The organism is Paenarthrobacter ilicis (assembly GCF_016907545.1).
Classification (GTDB): Bacteria; Actinomycetota; Actinomycetes; order Actinomycetales; family Micrococcaceae; genus Arthrobacter; species Arthrobacter ilicis.
Genome location: NZ_JAFBCD010000001.1, coordinates 107189 through 133029 on the forward strand (window position 1 = coordinate 107189; position 25841 = coordinate 133029).

At 63.2% G+C, this 25841-nt stretch carries 26 protein-coding genes; 13 read left to right on the forward strand and 13 right to left on the reverse strand.

The features are described 5' to 3' along the window. Positions 1–41: 41 nt before the first annotated feature. The 3 genes from JOE60_RS00510 to JOE60_RS00520 all read right to left on the reverse strand — a co-directional run bounded on the left by JOE60_RS00510 (position 42) and on the right by JOE60_RS00520 (position 2774). Positions 42–593: a dihydrofolate reductase family protein gene (locus tag JOE60_RS00510; RefSeq protein ID WP_167268302.1), complete on the reverse strand. Its 552-nt coding sequence runs from the start codon at positions 591–593 to the stop codon at positions 42–44. Positions 594–727: 134 nt separating this feature from the next. Beyond that, positions 728–1294 (reverse strand): type 1 glutamine amidotransferase domain-containing protein, encoded by a 567-nt coding sequence (locus JOE60_RS00515; protein WP_167268304.1) that lies wholly within the window; start codon positions 1292–1294, stop codon positions 728–730. Positions 1295–1418: 124 nt separating this feature from the next. After that, the gene (locus tag JOE60_RS00520; protein ID WP_167268306.1) at positions 1419–2774 is read right to left on the reverse strand and encodes a uracil-xanthine permease family protein; all 1356 of its coding nucleotides are present in this window, start codon (positions 2772–2774) and stop codon (positions 1419–1421) included. A gap of 252 nt (positions 2775–3026) precedes the next feature. Between JOE60_RS00520 and JOE60_RS00525 the strand changes: the two genes are divergently transcribed. Further along, the gene (locus JOE60_RS00525) at positions 3027–3632 is read left to right on the forward strand and encodes a malonic semialdehyde reductase (protein ID WP_167268309.1); all 606 of its coding nucleotides are present in this window, start codon (positions 3027–3029) and stop codon (positions 3630–3632) included. Between the two features lie 196 nt (positions 3633–3828). Here JOE60_RS00525 and JOE60_RS00530 read toward each other — a convergent pair whose 3' ends face one another. Continuing rightward, positions 3829–5310 (reverse strand): MFS transporter, encoded by a 1482-nt coding sequence (locus JOE60_RS00530; RefSeq protein WP_167268311.1) that lies wholly within the window; start codon positions 5308–5310, stop codon positions 3829–3831. A gap of 105 nt (positions 5311–5415) precedes the next feature. Between JOE60_RS00530 and JOE60_RS00535 the strand changes: the two genes are divergently transcribed. Beyond that, entirely contained in the window at positions 5416–6075 is a 660-nt protein-coding gene (locus tag JOE60_RS00535) for a TetR family transcriptional regulator (RefSeq protein ID WP_204814802.1), read from the forward strand. 32 nt (positions 6076–6107) lie between these two features. Here JOE60_RS00535 and pgm read toward each other — a convergent pair whose 3' ends face one another. After that, positions 6108–7781 carry a phosphoglucomutase (alpha-D-glucose-1,6-bisphosphate-dependent) gene (gene pgm / locus JOE60_RS00540; RefSeq protein WP_239528776.1) on the reverse strand — a complete coding sequence of 558 codons (1674 nt, stop codon included), beginning with the start codon at positions 7779–7781 and terminating at the stop codon, positions 6108–6110. 103 nt (positions 7782–7884) lie between these two features. Beyond that, a complete protein-coding gene (locus tag JOE60_RS00545; protein WP_167268317.1) occupies positions 7885–8640 on the reverse strand; it encodes an SDR family NAD(P)-dependent oxidoreductase in 756 nt (251 codons plus the stop codon). Positions 8641–8848: 208 nt separating this feature from the next. On the opposite strand from JOE60_RS00545, the gene JOE60_RS00550 reads away from it, so the two are divergent. Continuing rightward, positions 8849–9475, forward strand: coding sequence for a DUF4190 domain-containing protein (locus tag JOE60_RS00550; protein ID WP_167268318.1), 627 nt, complete (start codon positions 8849–8851; stop codon positions 9473–9475). An 87-nt stretch (positions 9476–9562) separates the two neighbouring features. Here JOE60_RS00550 and JOE60_RS00555 read toward each other — a convergent pair whose 3' ends face one another. Genes JOE60_RS00555 through JOE60_RS00565 form a run of 3 tightly spaced genes read right to left on the reverse strand, consistent with a single transcriptional unit; the run spans position 9563 to position 13304 of the window. Continuing rightward, positions 9563–11062 (reverse strand): peptide MFS transporter, encoded by a 1500-nt coding sequence (locus tag JOE60_RS00555; protein ID WP_167268456.1) that lies wholly within the window; start codon positions 11060–11062, stop codon positions 9563–9565. Positions 11063–11116: 54 nt separating this feature from the next. Further along, positions 11117–12568: an amidase gene (locus tag JOE60_RS00560; RefSeq protein ID WP_167268320.1), complete on the reverse strand. Its 1452-nt coding sequence runs from the start codon at positions 12566–12568 to the stop codon at positions 11117–11119. Further along, complete coding sequence (locus tag JOE60_RS00565; protein ID WP_167268322.1) at positions 12561–13304, reverse strand: Type 1 glutamine amidotransferase-like domain-containing protein; 744 nt, start codon at positions 13302–13304, stop codon at positions 12561–12563. The genes JOE60_RS00560 and JOE60_RS00565 overlap by 8 nt, the downstream gene beginning before the upstream one ends. Before the next feature lie 175 nt (positions 13305–13479). On the opposite strand from JOE60_RS00565, the gene JOE60_RS00570 reads away from it, so the two are divergent. From JOE60_RS00570 to JOE60_RS00580, 3 genes are all read left to right on the forward strand, one after another. Further along, complete coding sequence (locus tag JOE60_RS00570) at positions 13480–13806, forward strand: rhodanese-like domain-containing protein (protein ID WP_167268324.1); 327 nt, start codon at positions 13480–13482, stop codon at positions 13804–13806. A 51-nt stretch (positions 13807–13857) separates the two neighbouring features. Continuing rightward, positions 13858–14790, forward strand: coding sequence for a prephenate dehydratase (gene pheA / locus JOE60_RS00575; RefSeq protein WP_167268326.1), 933 nt, complete (start codon positions 13858–13860; stop codon positions 14788–14790). A gap of 104 nt (positions 14791–14894) precedes the next feature. Further along, positions 14895–15125: a hypothetical protein gene (locus JOE60_RS00580; RefSeq protein ID WP_167268328.1), complete on the forward strand. Its 231-nt coding sequence runs from the start codon at positions 14895–14897 to the stop codon at positions 15123–15125. Here the strand turns inward: JOE60_RS00580 and JOE60_RS00585 are convergent. Further along, entirely contained in the window at positions 15122–16183 is a 1062-nt protein-coding gene (locus tag JOE60_RS00585) for a diacylglycerol kinase family protein (RefSeq protein WP_167268330.1), read from the reverse strand. The genes JOE60_RS00580 and JOE60_RS00585 overlap by 4 nt on opposite strands. 112 nt (positions 16184–16295) lie before the next feature. Here JOE60_RS00585 and serS point away from each other — a divergent pair, with 112 nt between their 5' ends. Then, complete coding sequence (serS, locus tag JOE60_RS00590; protein WP_167268332.1) at positions 16296–17576, forward strand: serine--tRNA ligase; 1281 nt, start codon at positions 16296–16298, stop codon at positions 17574–17576. A 70-nt stretch (positions 17577–17646) separates the two neighbouring features. Here the strand turns inward: serS and JOE60_RS00595 are convergent, their stop codons facing one another. Next, positions 17647–18489 (reverse strand): HAD family hydrolase, encoded by an 843-nt coding sequence (locus tag JOE60_RS00595; protein WP_167268334.1) that lies wholly within the window; start codon positions 18487–18489, stop codon positions 17647–17649. Between the two features lie 141 nt (positions 18490–18630). Here JOE60_RS00595 and JOE60_RS00600 point away from each other — a divergent pair, with 141 nt between their 5' ends. Next, entirely contained in the window at positions 18631–20244 is a 1614-nt protein-coding gene (locus JOE60_RS00600) for a molybdopterin-dependent oxidoreductase (protein ID WP_239528777.1), read from the forward strand. A 292-nt stretch (positions 20245–20536) separates the two neighbouring features. Continuing rightward, on the forward strand, positions 20537–20944 hold the full coding sequence (locus JOE60_RS00605; RefSeq protein WP_167268336.1) for a hypothetical protein: 408 nt from the start codon (positions 20537–20539) through the stop codon (positions 20942–20944). A 29-nt stretch (positions 20945–20973) separates the two neighbouring features. On the opposite strand, the gene JOE60_RS00610 is transcribed toward JOE60_RS00605, so the two are convergent. After that, positions 20974–21714 (reverse strand): GAF and ANTAR domain-containing protein, encoded by a 741-nt coding sequence (locus tag JOE60_RS00610; RefSeq protein WP_167268462.1) that lies wholly within the window; start codon positions 21712–21714, stop codon positions 20974–20976. A 139-nt stretch (positions 21715–21853) separates the two neighbouring features. On the opposite strand from JOE60_RS00610, the gene JOE60_RS00615 reads away from it, so the two are divergent. After that, positions 21854–22651, forward strand: a complete 798-nt coding sequence (locus JOE60_RS00615; protein ID WP_167268338.1) for a sigma-70 family RNA polymerase sigma factor — start codon at positions 21854–21856, stop codon at positions 22649–22651. A gap of 27 nt (positions 22652–22678) precedes the next feature. On the opposite strand, the gene JOE60_RS00620 is transcribed toward JOE60_RS00615, so the two are convergent. Next, complete coding sequence (locus tag JOE60_RS00620) at positions 22679–23782, reverse strand: FUSC family protein (protein WP_239528778.1); 1104 nt, start codon at positions 23780–23782, stop codon at positions 22679–22681. Positions 23783–23965: 183 nt separating this feature from the next. Here JOE60_RS00620 and JOE60_RS00625 point away from each other — a divergent pair, with 183 nt between their 5' ends. From JOE60_RS00625 to JOE60_RS00635, 3 genes are read left to right on the forward strand one after another with little or no spacing between them, the layout of a single operon-like run. Next, positions 23966–24820, forward strand: coding sequence for a hypothetical protein (locus JOE60_RS00625; RefSeq protein ID WP_239528779.1), 855 nt, complete (start codon positions 23966–23968; stop codon positions 24818–24820). After that, entirely contained in the window at positions 24817–25248 is a 432-nt protein-coding gene (locus JOE60_RS00630; RefSeq protein ID WP_167268340.1) for a phage holin family protein, read from the forward strand. Before JOE60_RS00625 ends, JOE60_RS00630 begins: the two co-directional genes overlap by 4 nt. Beyond that, positions 25245–25841 (forward strand): DUF3618 domain-containing protein, encoded by a 597-nt coding sequence (locus JOE60_RS00635; protein WP_167268342.1) that lies wholly within the window; start codon positions 25245–25247, stop codon positions 25839–25841. The genes JOE60_RS00630 and JOE60_RS00635 overlap by 4 nt, the downstream gene beginning before the upstream one ends.

Below are 25841 nucleotides of genomic sequence, written 5' to 3' on the forward strand. Positions count from 1 at the left end.
CTTAGGGGCGGCAGTCCTCGGTGAGCGCCGCCGTCGTGCGTTCAGTCTTTTCGCACGCTGTAGGTGGTCACCACGTTGCCCTTGCTGGTAGCGTACTGGTCCTCCAGCACGAGCCGGTTCAGGGGATCCCCGTCGTCAAAGAGGCGCCGTCCACTGCCCGCGATGACCGGGTGCGTCATGAGCGTTAGCTCGTCCAAGACGCCGGCGAACAGGAGCTGGCGTACCAGTGAGATGCTGCCGCATACGGCGATCTCGCCGCCTTCCCGCGACTTGAGGCCCGTGACGAACTCTTCCACGCTGCCCTCAATCAGGTGCGAGTTCTCCCATTCAAGGGGTTCTTTGAGGGTGCGCGATGCGACGAACTTTTCGACTGGGTTGATGAATCTGGCGAAGTCGTCGTCCTCCGTCGCATTAGGCCAATATTGGGCCCACTCCTGGTAGCTGACCCTGCCCAGCACCACGGTATCCACCGAGTTGATCATCTTGGTGAGGCCCTTGCCCAGGTCCTCGTCGAAGCTGTCGAACTGGAACTTGAACGGGTCCTGGACCACACCATCCACGGAGTGGAAGAGGCCGGCGGTAACTTTGCGCATCTGTGCCTTTCATCAGTGCTGCCACCCTGCAGCGTCCCCAGCGTAAGTACGCCCAGCCGCTTAAGGGAAGTGCCGCCGTCGTACTTCTTGTGAAAGTACGACGGCGGCACTCGCCGTGGGCTGTTCAGGCTCCGCTAGGCGGTTTGGCCTGCGTGCTGGCCCTCGGAGATTTCCTCTACAACCTTGGCGTTGAAGGCGGGGAGGTCGTCGGGGTTGCGGCTGGTGACCAGGCCCTGGTCAACCACCACTTCCTCGTCGCTCCAGTTGGCCCCTGCGTTCTTGAGGTCCGTTTGCAGTGTGTGGAAGGAGGTGACGTTGCGGCCCTTGATGACGCCGGCGTCGATGAGGAGCCAGGGTCCGTGGCAGATCGATGCCACGGGCTTGTGCTGTTCAAAGAACGCGCGGGTGAAGTTCTGGGCGTCCTTGTCCACGCGGAGGTTGTCCGCGTTGACCACGCCGCCGGGCAGAACCAGCGCGTCGAAGTCGGATGCGTTGGCGTCGGCTACGGCCAGGGTCGCGTCGAAGGTGTCGCCCGGCTCGGTGCCGTTGTACCCCTGGATCGAACCCTTTTCCGGAGCGATCAGGGTGGGCTCGCCGCCTGCGTCCTTCACTGCCTGCCAAGGGCTGGTGAGTTCAACCTGCTCCACGCCGTCCGTCAGCAGGAATGCAACCTTCTTGCCTGAGATGTTGTGTTCTGACACTGTTCCTCCTCTTGTTCGGCCGCCCTTGTGGGAGCGGACCTCTGCGGTGAGAGTCGTTTGTGTGACCGGTTCAAGCCTAAGGAAGGAGCGGGTACTAAGCAAGCTGACTATTACGGCGTCCTGCCTACTTCCCCTTCTTCCCGCCCCGCTTGGCCGCGGCATTCATCGCCGACTTCGCGGCCGGCGGCAGGCCCGCGGTTTCGGTCTCGGGCTCGGCAACAGTCCCGCGCCAGAGAGCCAGTCCCTTCATGCCGTGATAAATCACCAAGGCAGCGGCGGAACCGAGGGCAATGCCAGTGAACTTGAGCTCGCCAATGGTCCAGGTGTAATCCGCAATGCCGATGATCAGCGCGACGGCGGCGGTGGTCAGGTTGATGGGGTTGGAGAAATTGACCTTGCTCTGGACCCAGATCTTCACACCGAGGACGCCAATCATGCCGTACAGCATGGTTGCTGCGCCGCCCAGGACACCCGGCGGGACGGTGGCGATGAGTTCGCCGAATTTCGGGGAGAAGCTCAGCAGGATGGCGAAGATACCGGCCACCCAGTAGGCCGCCGTCGAATACACCTTGGTGGCGGCCATGACGCCGATGTTTTCCGCGTAAGTCGTGGTTCCGGAACCGCCGCCGAACCCGGCAAGTACCGTCGCGGCGCCGTCGGCCATCAGCGCGCGGCCGGAGACGCCGTCGAGGTTCTGCCCCGTCATTGCCGCAACCGACTTCACGTGGCCCACGTTCTCAGCCACCAGCACCAGAACCACCGGAACGAAGAGGCCCACCACTCCAAGGTGGAACTCGGGCGTCTGGAACTGCGGCAGGCCGATCCAGGCGGCGGCGTCCATCTTTTCGTAGGACACTTCGCCGCGCATCATCGCAACGATGTACCCCACCACAACGCCCACCAGAATGCTCAGGCGGCCCAAAATGCCGCGGAACAGGACGCTGACCAGGATGATCGTGACAAGTGTGATGAGCGCCGTAACCGGCGCGAGGTCGAAGTTGTTCTTCGCGGCCGGCGCCAGGTTCAAGCCGATCAGCGCCACGATTGCACCCGTGACGATCGGCGGCATCAGTTTGTTGATCCACTCGGCGCCAAACTTCTGGACGATCGCACCAATGATGGCCAGCACGACGCCGGCAAGCACCACGCCGCCCAAGGCGCCAGCCACGCCGTACTGCTGCTGCGACGCCATGATGGGCGCAATGAAGGCGAAGCTGGACCCGAGGTAGCTGGGAACGCGGCCCTTGGTGATGACCAGGAACAGCAGGGTGCCGATGCCCGAGAAGAACAGGGTGGTGGCCGGTGGCATGCCCGTGATGATGGGCACCAGGAACGTGGCGCCGAACATGGCAACAACGTGCTGCATGCCGATGCCGATGGTCAGGGGCCACGCGAGCCGCTCATCGGGAGCTACTACGTGGCCGGGGCGAATGGACTTGCCGTTGCCGTGGAGCTTCCATTTCATGCCGAGCATGCTCATGGCGGGCCTTCCTGGGAAGAGTGTTGGGATTCGGTGCAACATTACCGCCATTGCGGGGCCTGCTCTACGCGCCTCGCTCGCCTGGGAGCGCGCACAACGGGCCTCGCAACGCTAGGAAACGACGCGCGGAGTCACGCTGTGTGCGCAACGTCACGGGCCGTCATGGGAAGAGGACAAAGGTAGTTGAAGTTGCAACTATGGAAAGCAGAAGTGCCCGGCCGGCTCAGGGTCAGGCCCAGCGAAAGGTTCACCATGACGATTGCCCACGAAGAAGCAGTCATTGACGCCGCAGCAGTCGACGCCATTTTTGCCGAAGCCCGCACGGCCAACAGCTTTGCCGGTGAAGTCAGCGAAGAGCAGGCCCGCGCCATCTACGAGCTCACCAAGTTCGGCCCCACCGCCTTCAACTCCCAGCCCCTCCGCGTAACCTACGTCCGCTCGGACGAGGCCCGCGCAAAGCTGGTTGACACGCTCTCCCGCGGAAACCAGGCCAAGACCGCTTCGGCACCGCTGGTGGCAGTCCTGTCCTACGACACCAACTGGCAGGGCCAGTGGGACAACTTCCTCCCCGGATACAACGCCCCCAAGGCCATGTACGACGACAATGCGGAACTTGCTGCCTCCACCGGCAACAACAACGCGCACCTGCAGGCAGGCTACTTCATCCTCGCCGTCCGTTCGCTCGGTTTCGCCGCCGGCCCCATGACCGGCGCCGACTTCGCGGCCATCGACGCCGAGTTCTTCCCCGCCGGCGACCAGAAGAGCTTCCTGGTGGTCAACATCGGTCAGCCGGGTCCTGATGCCTGGGGCGACGCCAAGCCCAAGTTCGCTTACGAGGACGTTGTCCGCACGGTCTAGTCTTCATCGCTTAAAAGGCAACGCTCCTGCACGTCATGTGCAGGAGCGTTCCTGTTTAAGCGTCGGGATGTGAGAGAGCAACCACGTGAACGGGTCGGGATGTGAGAGAGCAACCACCGTTGTTCTCTCAGATCCCTACGGTTTGTGGGACTTCCTCTCTCACGTCCCGCACGGCCGCTGGCCGGGTGCCCTTGCGTCAGTGCTTCTCCAACTCGTCAAAGTCGTCAACTCCGGCGGACGCCGCATTCCGGCGCCGCTGCACGCGGGAGGGGACAACCAGGGCTGCGAGCAACGCCAGCACTCCGATACCCGCTGAAACCCAGAAACCGAGAGTAAAGGCGTCATCCGACGGCGCGCCCTGCGGAGTGATGTTCGAGGAGATCAAGGCCGCGATGACGGCTGTTCCGATGCTGCTGCCGATGGTCCGGAGCACCGTATTGGCGCTGATTGCCTCTCCGGTCTGGGCCGCGGGGACGCTTTCAACGATGGCGTTGGACGTAGCAGCAAGTGCCATGCCGATCCCGATGCCCGTCAGGATTCCGGAAATAATGATCTGCCACTCTTCGCCATGTCCAAGGGCTGGAATCACGAAGGCGATGGTCACCGCAACGGCTCCGACGATCATGGGGATTTTCGGTCCGACCTTGCGAATGAGTGCGCCGGCAACAACGCCGGAGATGACCATCGCCACCACCGTGGGCAGCAGATAGAGGCCTGCCTCGCTGACGGTTTTGCCGAAGCCGTACCCCAGCACGCTGGGAAGTTGCAGGATGGTGGGAACCAGGACGAAAGTGCCGAACATGGCGAACCCGAAGGCCAAGGCAACCACATGCGCTGTCCAGACGCCCCGGATGCGGAAGAGGCGGACATCGATCAAAGGCTCTGCGACGCGCAATTCCACCAGGACGAATGCGATGAGGGCAATGCCTCCGCCGATCAGCAGGCTCAGGGTCTTGCCGTCACCCCAGCCCCAGTTTTGGCCTTCGCTGATCGCCAAAAGAACGGCCACGAGACCTGCGGACAAGATTCCGGTGCCCAGCCAGTCCAAGCGGCCGGGCGTACGCACCGGCGATTCGGGCATGCCAAAGATGGCACCCAACAGGGCGATCACCACCAGGCCGGCAGGCAGCCAGAACAGCCAATGCCAGGACAGGGATTCAACAATCGGGCCGGCTGCGACGATTCCGACTCCGGCCCCGATCCCGAAAATAGCGGAAAGCAATCCGATGGTGACGCTCACGCGTTCTTTCGGAAGCTCGTCGCGGACGATCCCAATGGACAGCGGCATGACTGCGCCTGCGGCTCCCTGAAGTACCCGGCCGACGATCAGCACGGTGAGGTTGGGCGCAAGCGCGGCCAGAACCGCACCGGCCAACAGGAGGAAAAGGACAACGATTAGGACTTTTCGTTTGCCCACCATGTCACCGAGGCGGCCCAGGATGGGGGTCAGAACGGAAGCCGAGAGCAAGTAGGCGGTCAGTACCCAGCTGGCGTCGCTGGTGGAAACGCCAAGATCCTTCCCGATGGTCCCCAAGGCAGGAGCCACGAGGGACTGCAGTACTGCGAACGAGAGCCCGCCCAGGGAAAGGTAGGCGATGATCGCGGTGCCGCGGGAGCGTTTGCCCCGTGATTGCGGTGCGGCCCCGGGTGTTGGGTGCTCCGTGGTTGCTGCGGACATGATGCTCCTCGGCATGTAAACGTTTGATTACTTCGAGGGTAGACCTGTCCAAATGATCATGTCAACAAGCGTTTACTTTGAATGCTGCCGGGCTACAGTAGAGAGGTGAGCAGTGAAACCGATAAGTCCATAGCAGTGGCCACTGAAGCAGCATCTTTAGACGAGGAGCTTGTCCGCTCCGGTCGCGACGCCGATGCCACCCGCCGCGCGCTGGTGCGGGCCGCCCGACGCCGGTTCGCCACCGAAGGCTATCGCGCCACCACTGTCCGCCATATAGCTGGTGACGTCGGTGTGAATGTCGCGTTGATCAGCCGCTATTTCGGATCCAAGGAAGGGCTTTTTGAAGCCTGCATGAACCGCACCTTTGACGAGTTGGATCCGCGGACCCGGCCCGCCGGCGTCGACGACGTCATTGCCCGGCTCCTCACCCATGTGGTGGAAGCGCCGAATCCCGACGATCCGCTGCAGCTCCTGCTCCTGCTGCGCTCGTCCGGTGACGAGAATGCGGACAGGATCCGGCGCAGGACGTTGGAGGCTTATACGGAAAAGCTCGCAGAGGCCGCAGGGTGGAGGCTGGATGATCCGGCCTCGCAGCCGCTGTTGCTCAGGGCACAGATAGCAATCGCCACCATGTTGGGACTCGTCATGCTGCGGACTTCCACGGAAGTGCAGCCACTTTCAACGGCGTCCCGTGAGCAGCTCACCGAGCCGATGGAACAACTCCTCCGCGCACTCCTGGACAGCCCGGCAAGCCCCGACCGGTAGGCCCCCTCGAACGCTCTGTGAGAGAGGGGCGGTCAGGCGATGACGCCGTCCACCAATGCCTTGGCTTCCTGCTGCACCTGCGCCAGGTGGTCGGCACCCTTGAAGGACTCCGCGTAAATCTTGTAGACGTCCTCCGTGCCTGACGGGCGGGCGGCGAACCAGGCGTTCTCGGTGACAACCTTCAGGCCGCCAATGGATGCACCGTTGCCGGGTGCTTCCGTGAGCTTGGCGGTGATCTCCTCGCCTGCAAGGGATGTGGCCGTGACGTCGGCAGCGGAGAGCTTGCCCAGCTTGGACTTCTGGTCACGGGTGGCGGCGGCATCGATGCGGGCGTAAACGGGTGCACCGAACTGGTCGGTGAGGCCCTTGTACAGCTGCGAAGGCGAAGACCCGGTTACGGCGGTGATCTCAGACGCGAGCAGGGCCAGCAGGATGCCGTCCTTGTCCGTGGTCCACACGGAACCGTCCAGCTTGTTGAATGATGCGCCGGCAGACTCTTCGCCGCCGAAGGCGCCTTCCCCGGACAACAGCCCCGGAACGAACCACTTGAAGCCCACGGGGACCTCCACCAGCTTCCGGCCCAATCCGGCGGCAACGCGGTCGATGATTGAGGAAGAAACAAGCGTCTTGCCCACCACGGACTCCGGGTTCCAGCCGCTGCGGTTCCGGTACAGGTAGTCGATGGCGACGGCGAGGTAATGGTTGGGATTCATGAGGCCACCCACCCCATCAACCAAAGGTGTGACAATGCCGTGGCGATCGGCGTCGGCGTCGTTACCGGTGGCGATGTCATAAGCGGTGGTGCCGTCGGCGCCAACGGACATGCGCTTGATGAGGGACGCCATGGCGGAAGGGGAGGAGCAATCCATGCGGATCTTCTCGTCCCAGTCCAGGGTCATGAAGGCCCACTGCGGGTCCACGGTGGGGTTGACCACGGTGAGGTCCAACTGGTGGCGCTCGCCGATCTCGCCCCAGTAATCAACGGAGGCTCCGCCCATGGGGTCTGCGCCGATGCGGACTCCAGCGTTGCGGATCGCCTCAAGGTTCAGCACGGAAGGAAGATCATCCACGTAGCTGCTGAGGAAATCGAACTTCCCCGTGGTGTCCGCAACTAGGGCATCGTTCAGGGGCATGCGCTTGACTCCGCGGAGCCCGTTCTCCAGGAGCTGGTTTGCACGGTCCGCAATCCAGCCTGTGGCGTCAGTGTCTGCGGGACCACCGTGGGGAGGGTTGTACTTGAAGCCGCCGTCTGCCGGCGGGTTGTGGCTGGGGGTGACCACGATTCCGTCCGCCTGGGGTGAGCCAGGGGCGGCCTCGCGGTTGTACTTGAGGATTGCGTGGCTCAGCGCCGGGGTGGGCGTGTAGGCGTGGCGGGCGTCCACCAGCACTGTGACGCCGTTGGCCGCCAGGACTTCCAGCGCGGAGTTCTGTGCGGGCTCGCTGAGGGCGTGCGTATCCCGGCCGATGAAGAGGGGGCCGGTGATGCCCTGGCGGCCGCGGTATTCCACGATCGCCTGGGTGATTGCCAGGATATGGGGTTCGTTGAAGGATGCCTTCAGGCTGGAACCACGGTGTCCGGACGTTCCAAAGGCCACGCGCTGCGCGGGGTCGCCCAAGTCCGGGGTGACGTCAAAGTACGCGTCCAGCAAAGCTGTGATGTCTACAAGGTCCTGGGGAAGGGCAACTGTGCCCGCTCGGCTAGCCATGGGGTCCAGCATGCCAGACCCAGCGGCCTGCCGACAGGAAGTGTCCGGCATCCGGCCTACGTGACGCCGAATGCTGGACACCACCTGCGTGGTACAAGCGGACCTAGACGGCCGTGTAGCCGCCATCCACCAGAACGTAGGAGCCCGTCATGAAGCTGGCCTTGTCCGAGAGGAGGAAGGTGGTGACGCCCGCAATCTCGTCCGGCTGGCCAAGGCGTCCCAGTGAATGCTTGGCCTCAAGTCCGTTAATGACTTCCTTGGGTGCTGCGGCAAGGAGTGGCGTCTCAATGTAGCCGGGGCCGATGGCGTTAACGCGGAGGCCCTGGGCGCCGTACTCGGCTGCTGCATTCTTTGTCATGCCCACCACGCCGTGCTTGGCCGCGGTGTAAGCGGCATTGCCCGGCGCTGCGACGGTTCCGTGAATGGATGCCATGTTGACGATGGCGCCCTCGGAAGCGCCGGATTTAAGGATCGCCGGGATCTGGTACCGCATGCCGTAAAGGACGCCGCTGAGGTTGATGGCGATCACGCGGTCCCAGTCCTCGATGTCGATTTCCCCCACGGGAGCGCTGGCTCCGCCAATGCCGGCGTTGTTCACTGCGTAGTTGAGTCCGCCGTAGGTCTCCACGGCAAAGTCGACGGCTTTTTTGCTGTCCTCGGCCACCGCGGTGTTGCCCTGGAACGGTACTGCAGTGCCGCCGTCGGACGTTATCTGGTCAGCAACGCGTGTGGCGGCGTCAAGGTTGACGTCCACAACCACCACTTTGACGCCGTTCTTGGCGAGGTCCTTGCTGATCGCCTCGCCGAGTCCGGACCCGCCGCCGGTGACAATTGCTGACTTGCCGTCGAAGTTACCCATGATTCCTCCTCTTGCAGGACCGGAATCCCGCAGATTTTCCGTTGAGCGCTGCTTACGTCGCTATTAAGGACAACGGCCGGGAGAGCTGGGATATTCCATGCATATGCATGAATCTTGCCGAAGTGCGTCGTCACCGCACGCGGCTACCTTATGCGGTGCCCCGTACGGCGGTAATGTTGGTGCAAAGACCACTTTCAGGGGGATTCCTATGTCAGACCAGCAATCCGGTTCCAACCAGGACACGCCGTCCGGCTACGAGCCGCCGCAGTACGTTCCGCCGGCGCAGTTCAGTGCGCCCGAATCAAACGTCCCAACCCCCGGCCCGGATCACAACGCCGCGGGCCACAGCGGGTCCGTTCCGCCGCCGCCGTCGTTCGACCAAAGCCAGCAGTACGATCAGGGCGCCAACGCCACGCAGCCCATTCCGCCGTACGAGCAGACCTCCTACACGCCCGGCGACTACAGCCAGCAGCCGCCGTCACCCTACGGCCAGCCGCCCAGCCCGTACCAGCAGCAGGCATTCGGCCAGCAACCCTACGGCCAGCCCAACCCCTACGGCCAGCCCGCGTACTACGCAATGCAGGCGGAGCCGAAGGGCCTGAGCATTGCCAGCATGTGCTGTGGCATCGCGATTTTTGTGGGCTTCGGATTCTTCATCCTCCCGCAGATTGCCGCAGTGATCCTGGGTCACCTGGGCCTGAAGCGCGAGCCTGCCGGCAAGGGAATGGCGATCGCCGGACTGGTGATGGGTTACATCGGCGTGGCACTCACGGTGATCTTCGGCATCATCTTCTTCATGGCGATCGGCGCCTCCACCAGCCGGTACAACTACTGATCCTCCCGCTTTAAAAGCGAACGACGGCGGCCCTTGCCCCGGGTGGGAAAACCACCTGGAGCAAGGGCCGCCGTCTTGGTTAAGGATCTACCGGACGCCGGCCATCATCTTCTTGATGGCGGGGGTTGCCGCTGCCAGTCCGACAGCCAGGACCACTGCCACGCCGCCGATGCCCAGGAAGTACGGGAGCTCGTCTTCCGGGTTGTACAGGCCCGCGAGGATGCCCGCAAGGGTGGTGCCCAGCGAAACCGACAGGAAGAACAGGGCAACCATCTGGGTGTGGAAGGCCTTGGGAGCAAGTTTGGTGCTCACGGACAGGCCAATGGGGGAGAGGAACAATTCCGCCAGCGTGAACAGGAACAGGATTCCCACCAGTGCCAGCAGGGGCGTCTTGCCGCCGCCGGCCAGGGGGATGAACGCCAGGAATGCCACGCCCATGATGAACAGGCCTGCGGAGAACTTCAGAGGTGAGCTGGCCTGCCGGGACCCCAGCTTGGTCCACAGTGCCGCCATGACGCCGGCGAAGATGATGATGAACACCGGGTTGATGGACTGGACCCACGCGGCTGGCATTTCCCAGCCGAACAGGTTGCGGTCCAGCTTTTCTTGCGAGTACACGGCAATGAACGTGAACTGCTGCTGGAACAGCGCCCAGAACCCTGCCGAGGCAATGAACAGCGGGATGAAGGCCACCACGCGTTTGCGCTCGACGGCGGTGACCAGCGGGCTGCGGAAGATCAGGAACAGGTAGATCACCGCGGCGGCGATGGCGGCGTAGGCCATGCTCCGGGCCAGGTTGTTGGCGTTGACGGTCCCCGTGCCCAGCAGGAGGCCAATGGCAATCAGGATGGCCAGGAAAATCAGGCCGTATTTTGTCCGGTCCTTCGCAGGAAGCGGGTTGGGGACGCGGTGGGCTTCATCGGGGAGGCGTTTGCGGCCCAGGGCGTAAATCACCAGGCCGATTGCCATGCCCACGGCTGCGGCACCAAAACCAATGTGGAAGCCGTAGCTGGTCTGCAGCCAACCCGTCACCAGCGGACCAATCAGGCCGCCGATGTTGATGCCCATGTAGAAGATGGAGAAGCCGGCATCGCGGCGCTCATCCTTCTCCCCGTACAGGGTTCCCACGAGGGCGGTGGCGTTGGCTTTGAGCCCGCCCGAGCCGACACCCACCAGGACCAAGCCGGCTACCAAGCCGGGAATGCCGGGAAGCAGGGCCAGGGCGATGTGGCCGGCCATGATCATGATGGCCGAACCGAAGAGCACCTTTTCCGAGCCGAACAGGCGGTCTGCCAGCCAGGCTCCCAGGATGGTGGACAGGTAAACGCCGCCACCGTAAGCACCCACCAGGCTTGCCGCGAGCCCCTGGTCGATGGACAAGCCGCCCTGCTCGGCAGTGAAGTACATGTAGTAGAGCAGGATGCCCTGCATGCCGTAGAAGGAGAACCGCTCCCACATTTCCACGGAGAAGAGGCTGGCCAGCATCTTGGGGTGGCCGAAGAATGAGGTATCGCCCGGAGCCTTTGCCGGCTCAGCCGTCGTTTGAGGTGTGCTCATTTTCTCAATGCTGGCACTGACGGCGGACATTGTCACATCGATAAATGCTTCAGGCAACCACTTCCCATATGTCAGACGCACCGGTTAGTCGCCGGCAGCGGCCTCCAGGACGGCGGCTACCTGAAGAAGCCGCAGCTCAGAGCCCATTGCCCCGATCAGCTGGATCCCCATGGGCAATCCGGCTGCTGTCCGGTGAACGGGAACGCTGATGGCCGGCAGCCCGCACACGTTCACCATGGAGCTCCACGGGGCATACTGACACTGCCTCTTGTAGTCCTCATCCGCGTCCCCGGACCACTCACTGGGCCACGGCTCACTGCTGTGCCCGCCACCGGTGAACCATCCGATGGGCCGCGGCGTCTGCGCAAGGGTGGGCATCATGATCAGGTCCCACTCCGAGTACTGTGTGACAGTTTGATGCTCAAAGGTCCGGAGGAAGCTCAGTGCCTCGTTCACCTTGGCAGCACTGCGCTGCTGCGCCCGGCGCCTGAACGTCCGGGTGAGGGGAGTCAGCAAGGCCTCGCGCGCGGGTGCTATCCGGGCACTTCCGACGCCGGCAGTCCAGGCAGTGGTGAACGCTGCGGGATAGCGGTTGTCATAGCGGATGGGGGCCTCGCCCACGCGGTGGCCGGCCTGCTCCAGACCCTCAGTTGCCTTGGCCAGAGCCTCCATGGCCTCCGGCTCCACAGCGAAGGGATAGATGCCGGCCCACGGGCTGTCCAGGCTCACGCCGATCTTCAGCGGATCAGGTGCTTGGCCCACGGCGGCGAGGTAACCGCCGTCGGGCTTGCTTGCAGCCGGTACCAAGGCGTCCAGAAGCAACGCAGCATCCGCGGCATTCCGGGCCAAAGGCCCTGCGACCACCAGCTTCGCGGCATCTCCGGTGCCACTTCCGGAGGGTACCAATCCCCGTCCGGGTTTGAGGCCCACCAACCCGCAGGCGCCGGCGGGTATGCGGATGGAGCCGCCCCCATCCGTCCCTGGAGCGAAGGGGATCAATCCGGCCGCCACGGCAGCTGCGCTTCCGCCCGACGAGCCGCCTGAGCTTCGGCCCAGGGAATGCGGATTGCGCGACGGCGGTGCCACGCGGTTTTCGCTGTACGCGGTCAGCCCGAACTCCGGGACCTGGGTTTTGCCCAGTGAAATGACTCCCTGGCCCTTGAGCTGCGCGGCCAACGCCCCGTCCTGGGCGGCCGGTTTGTGATCCAGGGCAGCGCTTCCATGGGTGGTGGGGACGCCGGCCACATCCGTGAGGTCCTTGAAGGCAGACGGCATGCCGTGCAGCAAAGGAAGGTCTGCGGTGCGGTGCTCACGTTTATGTCGTGCGTAGAGTTGATCGGCCCGGTGTGCATCGGTCAATGCTTGCTCTGCCGTGACGGTGACAAAGGCGCCCAGGTGCTTGTTCTGATCCTGGATCACCTCCAGGAAGTGCGCGGTTGCTTCACGGGCAGACACCGTTCCGGATGCCAGGGCGTTGCGCAATCCGGTGGCCGTCAGGTGCGCCGGGTCCTGGGAACTACTGTGCGGATCAGCCAAGGAAACGCGGCTCCAACCGTTCCTCCACAGCCACGGCGTCGACGCCCTCACCGGCGCCGGCGGTGACCCGGTAGGCGGCCTTGTTCCGGACCTCGGACACCACCTCCACCAGTTGCGTTCCCCGGTAAACCAGCCCCACGCCGTCGTCCGTGCAGTGCGTTTCCCCCAAGGTGCCGTCGGCCACCAGCTGATGGATGGCGGGTGCCCGGCGGGCCTCGGAATCGTAGTGGACGCCGCTGGCGTACGGCAGGAAGGCGAGCGAGTTGGTGACCGGCTGCAGTTCAGGTCCGAAGGAATCCGTGACCCCACCTTGGTACCAACAGATGGATCCGGCCGAGACACCGGCAAGCACCACCCCTGCCTCCCAGGCTTTGCGGAGCACGGAATCCAGGCCATGGGCCCGCCAGACGGCAAGCAGGTTAACCACCGAGCCGCCGTTGACCCACACCACGTCCTGCTCCAGAAGGTGCGCTTCAGGGTCCGCGATGTTGGGCATGGTGAAGAGGTTCAAATGGGTGAGATCGAACTGTGCCACTTTGGCGGCCTGATCGATCTCAGCTGCCCACCAGCGCTGGTCACCGGATGCCGTGCCAATGTTCGTGACCCGGGGAGTCCTGCCCGTGACGCCGGAAAGTTCCACCGCATAATGCACCAGGTGGTTGAACTCGATCCGGGTCCGCTCGCCGGGTTTGAAGCCGCCGGACGTCGCCAGGATGGTGGGTTGCGGCGCGGGCATACAGCGCTCCTCAGGGCAGGTGGTGGGCAGGTGGTTCCGTCCCAGTCTTAACGCCAGGGCGCCCGTTAGCAACCACCTGCTGGTCCGCGCGTTTCGCCGCGGGTGTCCGCGTTTCTGCCCGGGCGTACTGGGACTAGGCTGGTTCCTGGAGCAAAATCCTAGGGAAGGAACAGCCATGAGCGACTTCGAAACCGTACCTGTGGGCGACATTCCCGGCGAAGCAATCGTCCTGGATGTCCGCGAAGACTACGAGTGGGCTGCCGGGCACGCAGAAGGGGCGCGGCACATCCCCCTGGACCAGTTGCCTGCCCGTTTGGATGAACTGGACCCGGATGAGGATCTGTTTGTCATCTGCCGGACCGGTGGCCGCTCTTTCCGGGCCGTCCAGTGGCTGGTTGGCCAAGGCTACTCCGCGGTGAACGTGGCGGGCGGGATGGATATGTGGTTCGAGGCAGGCAAGCCGATGGTTTCGGACAATGGGCTCAAGCCCGTTGTGCTCTGATACCGGAATTTCCCACGCTCCACCGCGTATATAACCACAAAGGAATACTTGATGTCCGCTGCAACGTACGCGTTCCTGGGTCCTGAAGGCACCTTTACTGAGGCGGCCCTGTTGCAAGTGCCGGATGCCGCCAAGGCCACACGGATTCCCTGCACCAACGTGAACACGGCGCTGGAGCGGGTGCGTTCCGGTCAGGCGGACGCGGCCATGGTGCCGATCGAGAACTCGGTGGAGGGTGGCGTAACGGCCACTTTGGACGCGATCGCGACGGGCCAGGAGCTCAGGATCATCCGTGAGGCCCTTGTTCCCATCACGTTCGTGCTGGTGGCGAGGCCCGGCGTCGGACTTTCCGATATCAAACGGGTGTCCACGCACGGCCACGCCTGGGCGCAGTGCAGGCAATGGATGGACCAGCACCTTCCGGAGGCCGACTATGTGCCAGGGTCCTCCACCGCTGCCGCCGCGCTGGGGTTGCTGGAAGATGGCGGCCACTATGATGCTGCAATCTGCGCTCCCTTGGTTGCGTCCCTGCATCCAGAGCTGTCCGTGCTGGGTGAAAACATCGGGGACAACCCGGACGCCGTCACCCGTTTCATCCTGGTGTCCCGGCCCGGAATCCTGCCGGAACCAACGGGCGCTGACAAGACGTCCGTGGTGGTTCCACTTCCGGAGGACCACCCCGGTGCGCTCATGGACATCCTGGACCAGTTCGCCTCCCGCGGGGTGAACCTCAGCCGCATCGAGTCCCGTCCCACGGGGCAGTATTTGGGGCACTACTTTTTCAGTATCGACGCCGATGGACACGCCCGGGATGCGCGGGTGGCGGATGCGCTGGCCGGCCTGCACCGGATCAGCCCCGCCACGCGGTTCCTGGGCTCATATGCGCGCGCTGACAAGCAGCCTGCGTCCATTGCCCCGCACACCTCCGATGCCGCTTTTGCGTCCGCGAGGGACTGGGTTGAATCGATACTGGAAACGCCGTAAACCCTGCCTGCACACCGGAATCCCCGGCCTTTCGCCGTCCAGCAAGTGTGCGTATGCTTGCCTGATCCATCAACGATGGACCATTACCAACGAAGGGAACGGTCATGACTGTCCACAGCGACGACAAAGACGGCCAAGGCATGATCGTCAACCCCAAGCCCTCCAGCGGGAACAGTGAGGATTGGGACGGGGACGATGCAGACCGCGCCGATCGCCTGCGGTTTGAAGAGGAGCAGGCGTTGATCAAGGAGCAATCCGAGGACCGGGCGGCAGCCAAAGAAGCCATGGAAGAGGCCCAGAGGAACGCCCCCGAGCCGGACGCCGGATCGATCTAGGCTGATGCCACCTTGGGGACCCGGACCAACAGTGATCCGGGTTCTACCTGGACGGTGACCTTGGTGGCTTCGCCCGAAGGGTCGCCGTCCAGTTGCGTTGCCATGGGTTCCTGGCTGCGGATGGTCACCTTGCCGGAGCGGTAGAAGCTCATCATGGGCAGGTTGTGTTTGTGCTTGAAGAGAATCTTTGTGTACATGGCGATCCAGCCGAACGCGCTGCGCGGGCTCATCACCACAATGTCCAGCATGCCGTCATCCACCATGGCCTGCGGGATGAAATCTATGCCGCCGGGAATCAGGCCGCAGTTGGCGAACAGCACGCTGCGTATTTTGCGGCTCTGTTCAGGCTCGTCGTCCAATGTGATGCTGACGCGCTTCCTGCGCCCCGGTAGGTGCCGGACCCCCGCTTCGGTGTAAGCCAGCCACCCGACGCTCTTTTTGAGGTCTTCCTTGGTATCTCCCATGACCTCGGCATCCAGGCCCATTCCTGCGATCACCAGGAACGTATGGGCGGATGATTCCCCGGTGATGCTGTTGGAGATGGTCATGGTGGCGGTATCGATGAACCGCTGATGGCCGAAGAGTGCGTTCTGGATGCAGTCATCCATGCTGGTCACATCCAGGTCCACATTCCGTGCCAACAGGTTTCCGGTACCCAGGGGAATCAGGCCCAGAGCCACGTTCTTGTGCGCCAGGCATTCAGCCACCACGCGGACCGTGCCGTCACCACCGCATGCCAGCACCACTTCGGCCCCGTGTGCCAGGGCTTGCCGGGTCTGCCCGTAACCGGGATCCTCCACGGTGGTTTCGTAGAACCGGGGCGCGTCCCAGCCGGCCAGTTCGCAGGCCTCCATGATGCCTTTGCGGGCGACGTCCGAGTTGACTTTCACGGGGTTCAGGATCACGGCAACCTTTTGGCTGCCGGGCCCGGGCTTGTGGGCGTCCTCCCGGACTGCGCTCCTGATGTGCCGTGCCCTCAATCGGCGCACACCCCACCAACTGGAGACGGCAAACGCCACGCCCCCAGCCAGAATCACGTACAGGATCCAGTCGCTCATGGTGCTCCAACACTATCCTCCCGGACCATGCCGCTTGGACGGGCCGGCACCCCGGTGGCTCCTTAGGCCGGTCAGCACCGGAAATCCGCGGCTGATTCGATACTCTTGTGTGGTGATCGACGTAAAAGACCTCAGCGAAAATCCGGACAAGTTCCGGGCCAGCCAGCGCGCCCGTGGGGCCGATGAGTCCGTTGTGGACGCGATCATCTCCGCTGACTCCGATCGCCGTGCAGCGCTGATCCGCCACGAAACCCTCCGTGCCGAGCAGAACGCCTTCGGCAAGAGGGTGGCGCAGGCCAAGGGCGAGGAGAAGCGGGCGCTGTTGGCCGAGGTCAAGGAACTGGCCAACTCGGTCAAGGCCGCTTCCACGGAAGCCGCCGCTGCCCAGGCCAAGCAGGAGGAACTGCTGCGGGTCATCCCCAACCTTGTTGTTGACGGAGTCCCCGAGGGCGGCGAGGACGACTACGTTGTGGTGAAGACCGTGGGCACTCCCCGCGAGTTCAAGGACTTCGAGCCCAAGGACCATCTGGAAATCGGTGAGCTGATCGGCGCCATTGATATGGAGCGCGGCGCGAAGGTTTCCGGATCGCGTTTCTACTTCCTCCGCGGCGTTGGTGCCCGCTTGGAAATGGCTCTCCTGCAGATGGCCATGGAGCAGGCCATTGATGCCGGCTTCGTTCCCATGATCACTCCCACTTTGGTGCGTCCGGAGACCATGCAGGGCACCGGCTTTGATGTAAAGCACGACGCCGAGATCTACCGTCTCGCTGAAGACGACCTTTACCTTGTGGGAACTTCGGAGGTGGCCCTGGCCGGGTACCACGCCGACGAAATCCTGGACCTTTCCGACGGCCCCATCCGCTACGCGGGCCAGAGCTCGTGCTACCGCCGCGAGGCCGGTTCCCACGGCAAGGACACCCGGGGGATCATCCGCGTCCACCAGTTCAACAAGGTGGAAATGTTCATCTACACCACTGTTGAGGAAGCGGCCGCTGAGCACGCCCGACTCCTGGCCTGGGAAGAGGAGATGCTGGCCAAGTGCGAGCTTCCCTACCGCGTGATCGACACTGCTGCCGGAGATCTGGGAATGTCAGCAGCCCGCAAGTTCGACTGTGAAGCATGGGTGCCCACACAGAACGCTTACCGTGAGCTCACATCCACCTCCAACTGCACCACGTTCCAGGCACGCCGCCTCAATATCCGCGAACGCGTGGTGAACGACGAAGGTGTGGCCAAGGGCACCCGCGCAGTGGCAACCCTCAACGGCACGCTGGCCACCACCCGGTGGATCGTGGCGATCCTTGAGCACCACCAGAACCCGGACGGCTCGGTCAACGTTCCCAAGGCGTTGCAGAAGTACCTCGGCGGACTGGAAGTCCTGCCCGTTCTCTGATTCCTGCACATACAGCAAACGCCCGGGTCCCGGTGGAAACACCTGGCCCCGGGCGTTCTGTTTGCGGCAGTTACAGCAGGCTGCGCAGAACCCGTGCGGCGCCGTCGTCCAGTACTGAATCGGTGACCTCGTCCGCTGCGGCGATGACCTCATCCGGTGCCTGGCCCATGGCGACGCCCCGGCCGGCCCATGTCAGCATCTCGATGTCATTCCGGCCGTCACCCACAGCAACCGTGTTGGCCCGATCCGTGCCGAGTTTCCGGCGAAGTGCCTCCAGGGCGCTGGCCTTGGTGACGCCCTCGGCCGCAATGTCCAGCCAGGCCGTCCAGCCGACGGAGTAAGTGACGCCGGAAAGTCCTATGTGCTTGATGGCGTCATTGAACTCGTCCGAGGTGTTGTCCGAGCTGAAGACCACCACGCGGACCGCGGTGGCGTCCAGCATGGTTTGGAAGTCCACCCCGATGGACTCCACGCCGAAGCTGGCGTCCTGGAAGCGCTCAGTGGACAGGAAGTTTCCGTCCTGGTCCTCCAGTGCGTACTTGGCGTTGGGCAGCCGCTCGCGCAGCGCTTTCAACGCCGGCGCGGGATCGAACGTGGCCTTGTGGATGATCTGGTAGCCGGACTCCAGCGTGGGGTCCAGGCGCAGGGTCACGCCGCCGTTGCAACACACGGCGTAACCGCGTTCCATGCCGATCTGCTGGATGATGGGCAGCGTGGCATTGAGTGAGCGGCCGGTGGCGATCATGACGTCGTGCCCCTCGGCCACCACGGCCTGGGCGGCGGAACGGACTGCGGGGGTCATGTGGCCGTCGTGATCCACCAACGTGCCGTCGACGTCCAGGGCAATCATGAGTTTGTTGTTGTTCAGCTGGTCATCGATGCCAGCAACTGGAGTATCAGTCAAAATAGTCATGCTTCCAGTACAACAGACACCACGGACACTGAACTAGGACCGGCGCCACAGCAGGGGCTTAACGGCGGGTGAACTCAGTGGGCCGCCGGATCCCTTCCCCACTCCACCAATCCCCGGCGGGTGCCGCTCCGAATTACCTGCATGGCAAAGCTCAGAAGCAGGACCAAAGGCATCAATGGCATGGCCGCACTGGCTGGCGTGGTTTCGGCCGCGGTGGTGCTGGGTGTCGCTGAGCTGGTGGGTGCATTCTTCACCTCCCGGGCAACACCGCTGTTCGCCTTGGGATCGACTTTCATTGACTTCACGCCGCCCAAGCTGAAGGACTTTGCAATCGCCACCTTCGGCACCAATGACAAGGCGGCGCTGTTCGTGGGCATGGGCCTGACGATCGCACTGCTGGCGTGTGTGCTGGGCATCGTGGCCTACCGCAAGTGGGTTCTGGGTGTCCTGGGTGTGCTGTTCATGGGAGCAGTCATTGTGGCCAGCGTGGTAACCCGTGCAGGTGTGAGCCCCGTGGACGCCATCCCTTCCGTGGTGGGGACCGTGGCAGGCCTGGTGGCGCTGCGGATCCTCATCAAACCGTTGTGGGCGCTGAAGGCATCGGACGGTGCTGAATATACGGCAGCCGAAGCCCAGGCAGCCGACTTCACTGCACCGGAAGCTGACGCCCCGGCCGGAGCCAAAGGTGCCAGCCGCCGTCGTTTCTTCGCAACTGCCGGAATCACTGCAGTTGCTGCCGGTATCACTGCCACCGGTGGCAGGCTCTTGAGCGCGGCACGCAACAACATCGCCGAAGCGCGCGACGCCCTGAAACTGCCGACGCCGGTCAAGCCGGCCGCCGCCGTTCCGGCCAACGTGCAATCCCCGGTGCCCGGTGTCAGCTCATGGTTGACGCCCAACAACGACTTCTACCGGATTGATACTGCTCTCAGCGTCCCTGAGATCAACATCAAGGACTGGAGTTTGAGGGTGCACGGGATGGTGGAGCAGGAAGTGACCCTCACCTTCCAGGATCTGCTGGATGCGGAGCTGATCGAATCACATGTGACCCTCACCTGTGTCTCCAACGCCGTGGGTGGCAAATTGGTGGGCAACGCCAAATGGCTGGGCCTTCCCATCCGTGACGTGCTGGCCAAGGCCAAACCCAAGGATGGCGCAGACATGGTGCTCTCCAAGTCCATTGACGGATTCAGCGCCTCCACCCCTTTGGACGTCCTCCAGGATGATCGCGATGCCATGTTTGCCATCGGCATGAACGGCGAACCGTTGCCCTTGGAGCACGGCTACCCCGTCCGCATGGTGGTTCCTGGCCTCTACGGTTTTGTTTCCGCCACCAAATGGGTGGTGGACCTTGAAGTGACCCGGTTTGCGGACAACAAGGCCTACTGGACCGACCGCGGCTGGTCCGAGCGCGGTCCCATCAAGACCATGGCCCGTGTGGACGTCCCCACGTCCTTTGCCAAGGTGCCGGCCGGAAGGGCTGCCTTTGGCGGTACGGCCTGGGCCCAGACCCGGGGTATCACCAAGGTTGAGATCCAGATTGACGACGGCGAGTGGCAGGAAGCCACTCTTTCCGACGAAGCCTCAACCGTCACCTGGCGCCAGTGGTCCTTCGAGTGGGATGCCACCCCGGGCTCGCACTACGTAAGGGCCCGTGCCACCGATGGCACCGGCGAGGTCCAGACCGACAAGAAGGCAGAACCCGTGCCCGATGGCGCATCCGGCTACCCGTCCGTGATGTTCACCGTGGAGTAAGCGGGGGAGTGAGGGGCACTGAGATCAGTTCGCTCCGAAGCGGGCCCGGCCGTTCCGCATTCGCTCCACTGTTTGTCTGGTCCTTTAGGGTGATCCCATGAACAACACGAAAGCCGTGCCCACTTGGGTTCCTTTGGGCACTGCCTTCCGCTTCGTGCAACTGACCTTGGGGTTCTTGCTCTTGCTCGCTTCCACCTTCTGGACGGGCCTTGGTAGCGGCGGCTTGGAGAGAATCTCCCTGGTACGGCCAGATTTGATTTTCCCGGGTAAGGAATTATCTTAATGGCTCTTCATGGTCATTCTCACCGCGGTCGGGGTCTCACTGTGGTTTGGATCAAAGCCCTCAGGGCTGCCCACTGCCCGGCTCGATGCGGCGCAGTTGGTGGGCGCGATCATCTTCGCGTTCATGATCCTGATTTTCCTGCCTATCCTTTCTGAATTTGAGTTTCTCGACGTCGATAACCAATGCCTCTACGAAGGCTGCTGGCCGCGTCCGTACCAGGAGCTGCTTATTGCGGTTCCGTCCTTGGCCGCGATTCTCGCGATGGGCATCTGCTCTGTCATCGGAAACCGAGTCCCGTACTGGACGCGCCGGGCCATCGCACCGGTCACTTACCTCATTCTTGCCCTGCTGCAGCACGCCACATGGAACTCGATAATCGTTCCCTTTTTGGGCGGCCCTCCGCCCTTAGGGCACTGACTCTTACAGCCGACGCTTATTCAGTCTGGCTATTTAAATACCGTCTGGATAGTCCCGCCACCAGCCGATTCCACAATGGCCTGCGCAACTGCACGGAGCTTGACGTTCCGGTTGCTGGAAGCCTTCTTGATGAGTTCCATGGCTTCAACCTGAGTGCAACGATTTTGGGCGATGATGATCCCGGTGGCCACATCAATGACCGTCCGGGATTCCATGGCGGCCCGTAGATCGGCCGCTTTTCGGCTGTGCTGTGCTATGACCACGGCCAATTGAAGACCCTTGGCAGCTTGCTGCACGTAGTCCTGGGCCCGTTGGACGGCGGATTGATCGAACGCGTTAGGGCGGTCCGAGTAAAGATTCAGGCCCGCGCGTGTGGACTGGTCCGTGAGCTCGAACGGGACTGCCAGCACGGAGCGGAGGCCGTGGCCGGTGATGGCCTGGTTATAGTCCGGCCACGTGTTGTCTTTCTCGAAGTCGTTGATCAGCACCATGGTCCCCTCCCTGCATGCGCGCAAGCAGGGACCATCCGCGAAAGCGTACTGCACCTCGTCCAGTTGCCTGGCGCGTTCGCTACTGCTCGCGACGGTGCCGGCAGCCCGCGCACTCAGCAACGTGATGCCGCAATAAACCTCTTTGCCCGTATCGCTGAACATCGCCGCCGAGTGCTGTGCCAGCTCGGCCAGAAACGCCTCAACGTCGGGCGAGGCAAGCAACAGATCCTGGATTTCGCCCAGCACCGTAGTGGACTGGGTAAGCTGCGGCTCTTCCATCTTCACCTCCGGTGCGTTGTACATGGCTTCCTTTTGAGACTAACCCCGCACACCCGTTGAAAGCCAATAGTAAGTGTGCTTTCCTTTTTAAGGAGTCTTGCCGTGGGCTCAATCACATCCCTTCAGAGGATTGACACCCATGCGTCAAACCGGACCTTTCGACGTTCGTACAAGGCGTCCCGCCGCTCCGGAGGGGAGCATCCGCCAGAGCTTCCAGGACAGCCTTGTCCTGGACCATCTCAATCTGGCCAAATCCATTGCGGCCAGATACTCCGCCCACACCCATGACCTGGACGACGTCCGCCAAGTGGCTTACATGGGCCTCATCAAAGCCTCACGCGGGTACGACGAAGCCAAGGGAGTCAGCTTTCCGGCCTACGCAGCGCCCACGATCGCCGGCGAGGTCAAGCGGTACCTCCGGGACCACTGCTGGGTAGTCCGGCCGCCCCGCACCATTCAGGACGTCCGGCGTCAGGTCCTGGCACGGACCGAGGAAATGACCCAGACGCTTCAACGAACACCGTCCCCGGAGGAAGTGGCCCAGGACCTGCAACTTGATGAGTGCCAGGTGCGCGAGGCCTTGATGGCCGGAACCAGCAAACGCCCGGATTCCCTGGACGTTCCAGCGGATGAGGGCCGCGATGGGCTGCAGGGTTCGCTGTCGGCCGACGGGTGCCCCACCGATCGCTTGGATGATGTGCTTGCCCTGCGCAACGCCATCAGGGGCCTCAGCGCAGAAGACCGCCATCTGTTGTACCGGCGCTACTACCGGGAGGAAACCCAGTCCACCATTGCCGAGGCGCTGGGCATGTCCCAAATGCAGGTTTCACGCAAGCTGTCCAAGGTGCTGGTGTCCCTGCAAACCCAACTTCTGGACACTATCCAGCAGCAAATGCGGGCCCTGCGGACGGAACATCCGGGGTCAAGCAGGGGGTGAGCGCTTTATCAACTGCGACGGGCGGCGTCACCGCCCCTCACTCCTCGGTAGGTCGGAGGTCAGCACCACCGTCAGGATCCTGCGCAGGCTCATGGCCACCGACGCCGGTGCGTTGACGGGAGCCTGGTCCGCGGCGGCATCGGCCACTGCTGTGCTGAGCGCGGAGATGCTGTCCTTGGCTTCGGCCAAACGGGTGGACAGCTCTTCCGATTCCGCATCCCGCCAGTGTTCGATCACGGACGCCGCGGCATCCAAGGACTCGGAAAGGTATTCCACCACTGAGTCCGGGATATCCGTTCCCTCATCCTCTTCCCAAATGGCACTCTGGAGGACGTCGGTGATGTCCTGCACGTGAAACGTCAGCCGCTCCAAGGTCTGCAGGCCGGCCAGGTCGCCGGGCAATCGGGTGGCGCGACGCCGGGACCTGGGGTTCGCTTTGGCGCTCACTTCCGCCTGGTGGACGGCGGTCCGGACTCCTGCCGCCGTCAGGCTTAGTTGGTTGCTGCGACTGGCCCAGGCCTCGTGGTTGGGCGGCCAGGATTCCTTCATTGCCTTGGCCATATCCCTGAGTTGGCGGGTAAGTGCTTTCTGATGCCCCGCGATCGCGGGATCAATGTCGTCCAGGTGCAGTGGCGGGATCACCAGCCAGTTCACCGTGAAGCCAACCGCCACACCCAAGGCCATCTGGATAACGTAGCCAAAGGAGAATCCCTGGGCGTTGGAGTCCCCCAATAAGAGGACGAACAGGGCTGCCATGGGGATCCACTCAGAGGCTGAGCCAAGCCTGGGAAGGCCGCCGATCAGGACTCCGAGTCCCACCACCAGGGCCACGGAGAAGGAATTTGGGTCTGCAACCGAGGTAATGATGAACGCCATCCCTATGCCCAGGATCAATCCGCCCAGGCTTTGGAGTCCGTGCTTGGCGGAATCGGCCACAGTGGGATGCATGCTCACCAGGGCGCCCAGCGGTGCGTAGTAGGGGTAGGCGGCGGCCGGGCCCGGCATATGGGGTGCGAGCCACCACGCCAAGCCTGCGGCGATGGCGGTTTTGGCTGCAAACAACAGGCGGTGGCGGGTAACGGTCCTGCGCAGAGCGGGGATCAGCCGCCGCCTAAGGGGCAATTGGCTCATTCATCAAACGTCGCAGGTAATCAGGTTGCTGTCGAGTGGGAAAGGGTCATCCGTGAGGGACGCCATCCTTTTCGATATTTCGTGATTAGAACGCGACAAGGCGGGTACACAACCTTTGATAGTAACGATACTTACTATCCCGGCTGCTGTCCGCAGCCTGCCAACTGTGGAAAGAGAGCGACAATGACTGAGAGCCAATCGCCGCAGGACGGAAGCTTCGCGGCACCACGTAACGGCGGCACCGCAGGTACCGAACCGTTCACCGGAAGCTACCTGGATTCGCGGGACGTTGAATTTGAAACAGCTCATACCGCTACCACCGGATCCGGCACGGATTCCGGCAATTCCGGCAAGGTTGATGCTGCGAAGCAGGAAGCCGCAGGAGTTGCCAGCGTTGTGGGAGACGCCGCGGGCGGAGTCGTGGATACTGCCAAGACCGAGGCCGGTCACGTGGCCCAGGAAGTCAAGGTCAACGCCCGGCAACTGCTTCACCAGACCAAGGGTGAACTGACGGACCAGGCCCAAGCGCAGCAGCAGCGCGTTGCCGACGGCCTGCGTTCCATCTCCGACGAGCTGTCCACCATGGCAAAGTCCACCGAGAACGGTGGCGTGGCAACGGACCTCGTCCAGCAGGCAGCCCAGCGCTCCTCCTCCATTGCCCAGTGGCTGGACGGACGGGATCCCGGTTCCCTCCTGGATGAAGTGAAGGGCTTTGCACGCCGCAAGCCCGGAACCTTCCTCCTCATCGCTGCCGGAGCAGGCATCCTCGCCGGCCGCCTCGGACGCGGCATGGCCGACAACACTCCTGTGGGCGGCGGATCCGCCACGGGCACCACGGACGTTTCCACGGAAACCCCGCGGGCTGTCTACTACCCCTCGCAGGGTGGGGCAGTGACCCCTCCCGCCGTTGATCTCCCGGGTCCAACGGCCACCACGGCTGGATACGGTTCGGCCACCACCACCGGTTACGACGCCGGACCCCTTGATCCCGATGGCCTGGGACGCCCGGACGATCCCCATTACGGAGGTAACCGATGAGCAGTCCCGCTGATCTGCCTCCCTCTACAGCCCACGTGAAGGCAGAAACCCTTCCCCTTGGCGAACTCCTAAGCGACGTCACAAGGGATATCTCCACCTTGATGCGCCAGGAGGTTGAGCTGGCCAAGGTGGAGATCAAGGACTCCGCCTCCAAAGCCGGCAAGGGCGCGGGAATGCTCGGTGGCGCGGCCTACGCGGGCCACATCACTGTGCTGTTCCTGTCCATCGCACTTTGGTGGGCGTTGGGCCAGCTGGTTGGTCTGGGATGGTCCGCGGTCATTGTTGCCGTCATCTGGGGCATCATCGCCGCGGTTCTGGCATCCGTGGGCCGCAAGGAACTGAAAGCCATCAAGGGCTTGCCCAGGACCGCTGAAACGGTCAAGGAAATACCCCCTGCTTTGAAACCGAACACTGAGGAGACACGATGACGCAGAACCCCGACGCCCTGCGCGCCGATATCGAAGAAACTCGCCGGCGGCTCAGCACCAACGTTGATGCCGTGGCTGACAAGGTCACTCCGTCGCATATCGTCAACCGCCGGGTGGACAAGATCAAGTCCGCCGTGTTCGGCGCCCGCGATGACGTTCAGGACCGGGCGGCCGATGCGGCGCACCGTGCCGGCGGAGCTGTTTCCGGGGTGACGGACAACGTCTCCGGCGCTGTCTCGGATCTTGGCGATGCGCCCCAGATGATCAAGAGCAAGGCACAGGGCAGCCCTGTGGCCGCCGGACTCATCGCCTTCGGAGCCGGCCTCTTGCTCTCCGCACTCTTCCCGCCGTCGGAGAAAGAGCGCGAAGCTGCGCACGCCCTCAAGGATGCGGCCCAGCCTCTCACGGACGAACTGAGCCACGCGGCCCAGGAAGTCGCGGAACACCTGAAGCAGCCCGCCCAGGAAGCCGTCCAGAGCGTTAAGGACACTGCCACCGAGGCCGCCGTCAACGTCAAGGACGAGGGCCAGGCCGCGGCCGCCGACGTCCAGGACCGCGCTGGCACGGCCAAGGACAATATCAGCAATCAGTAA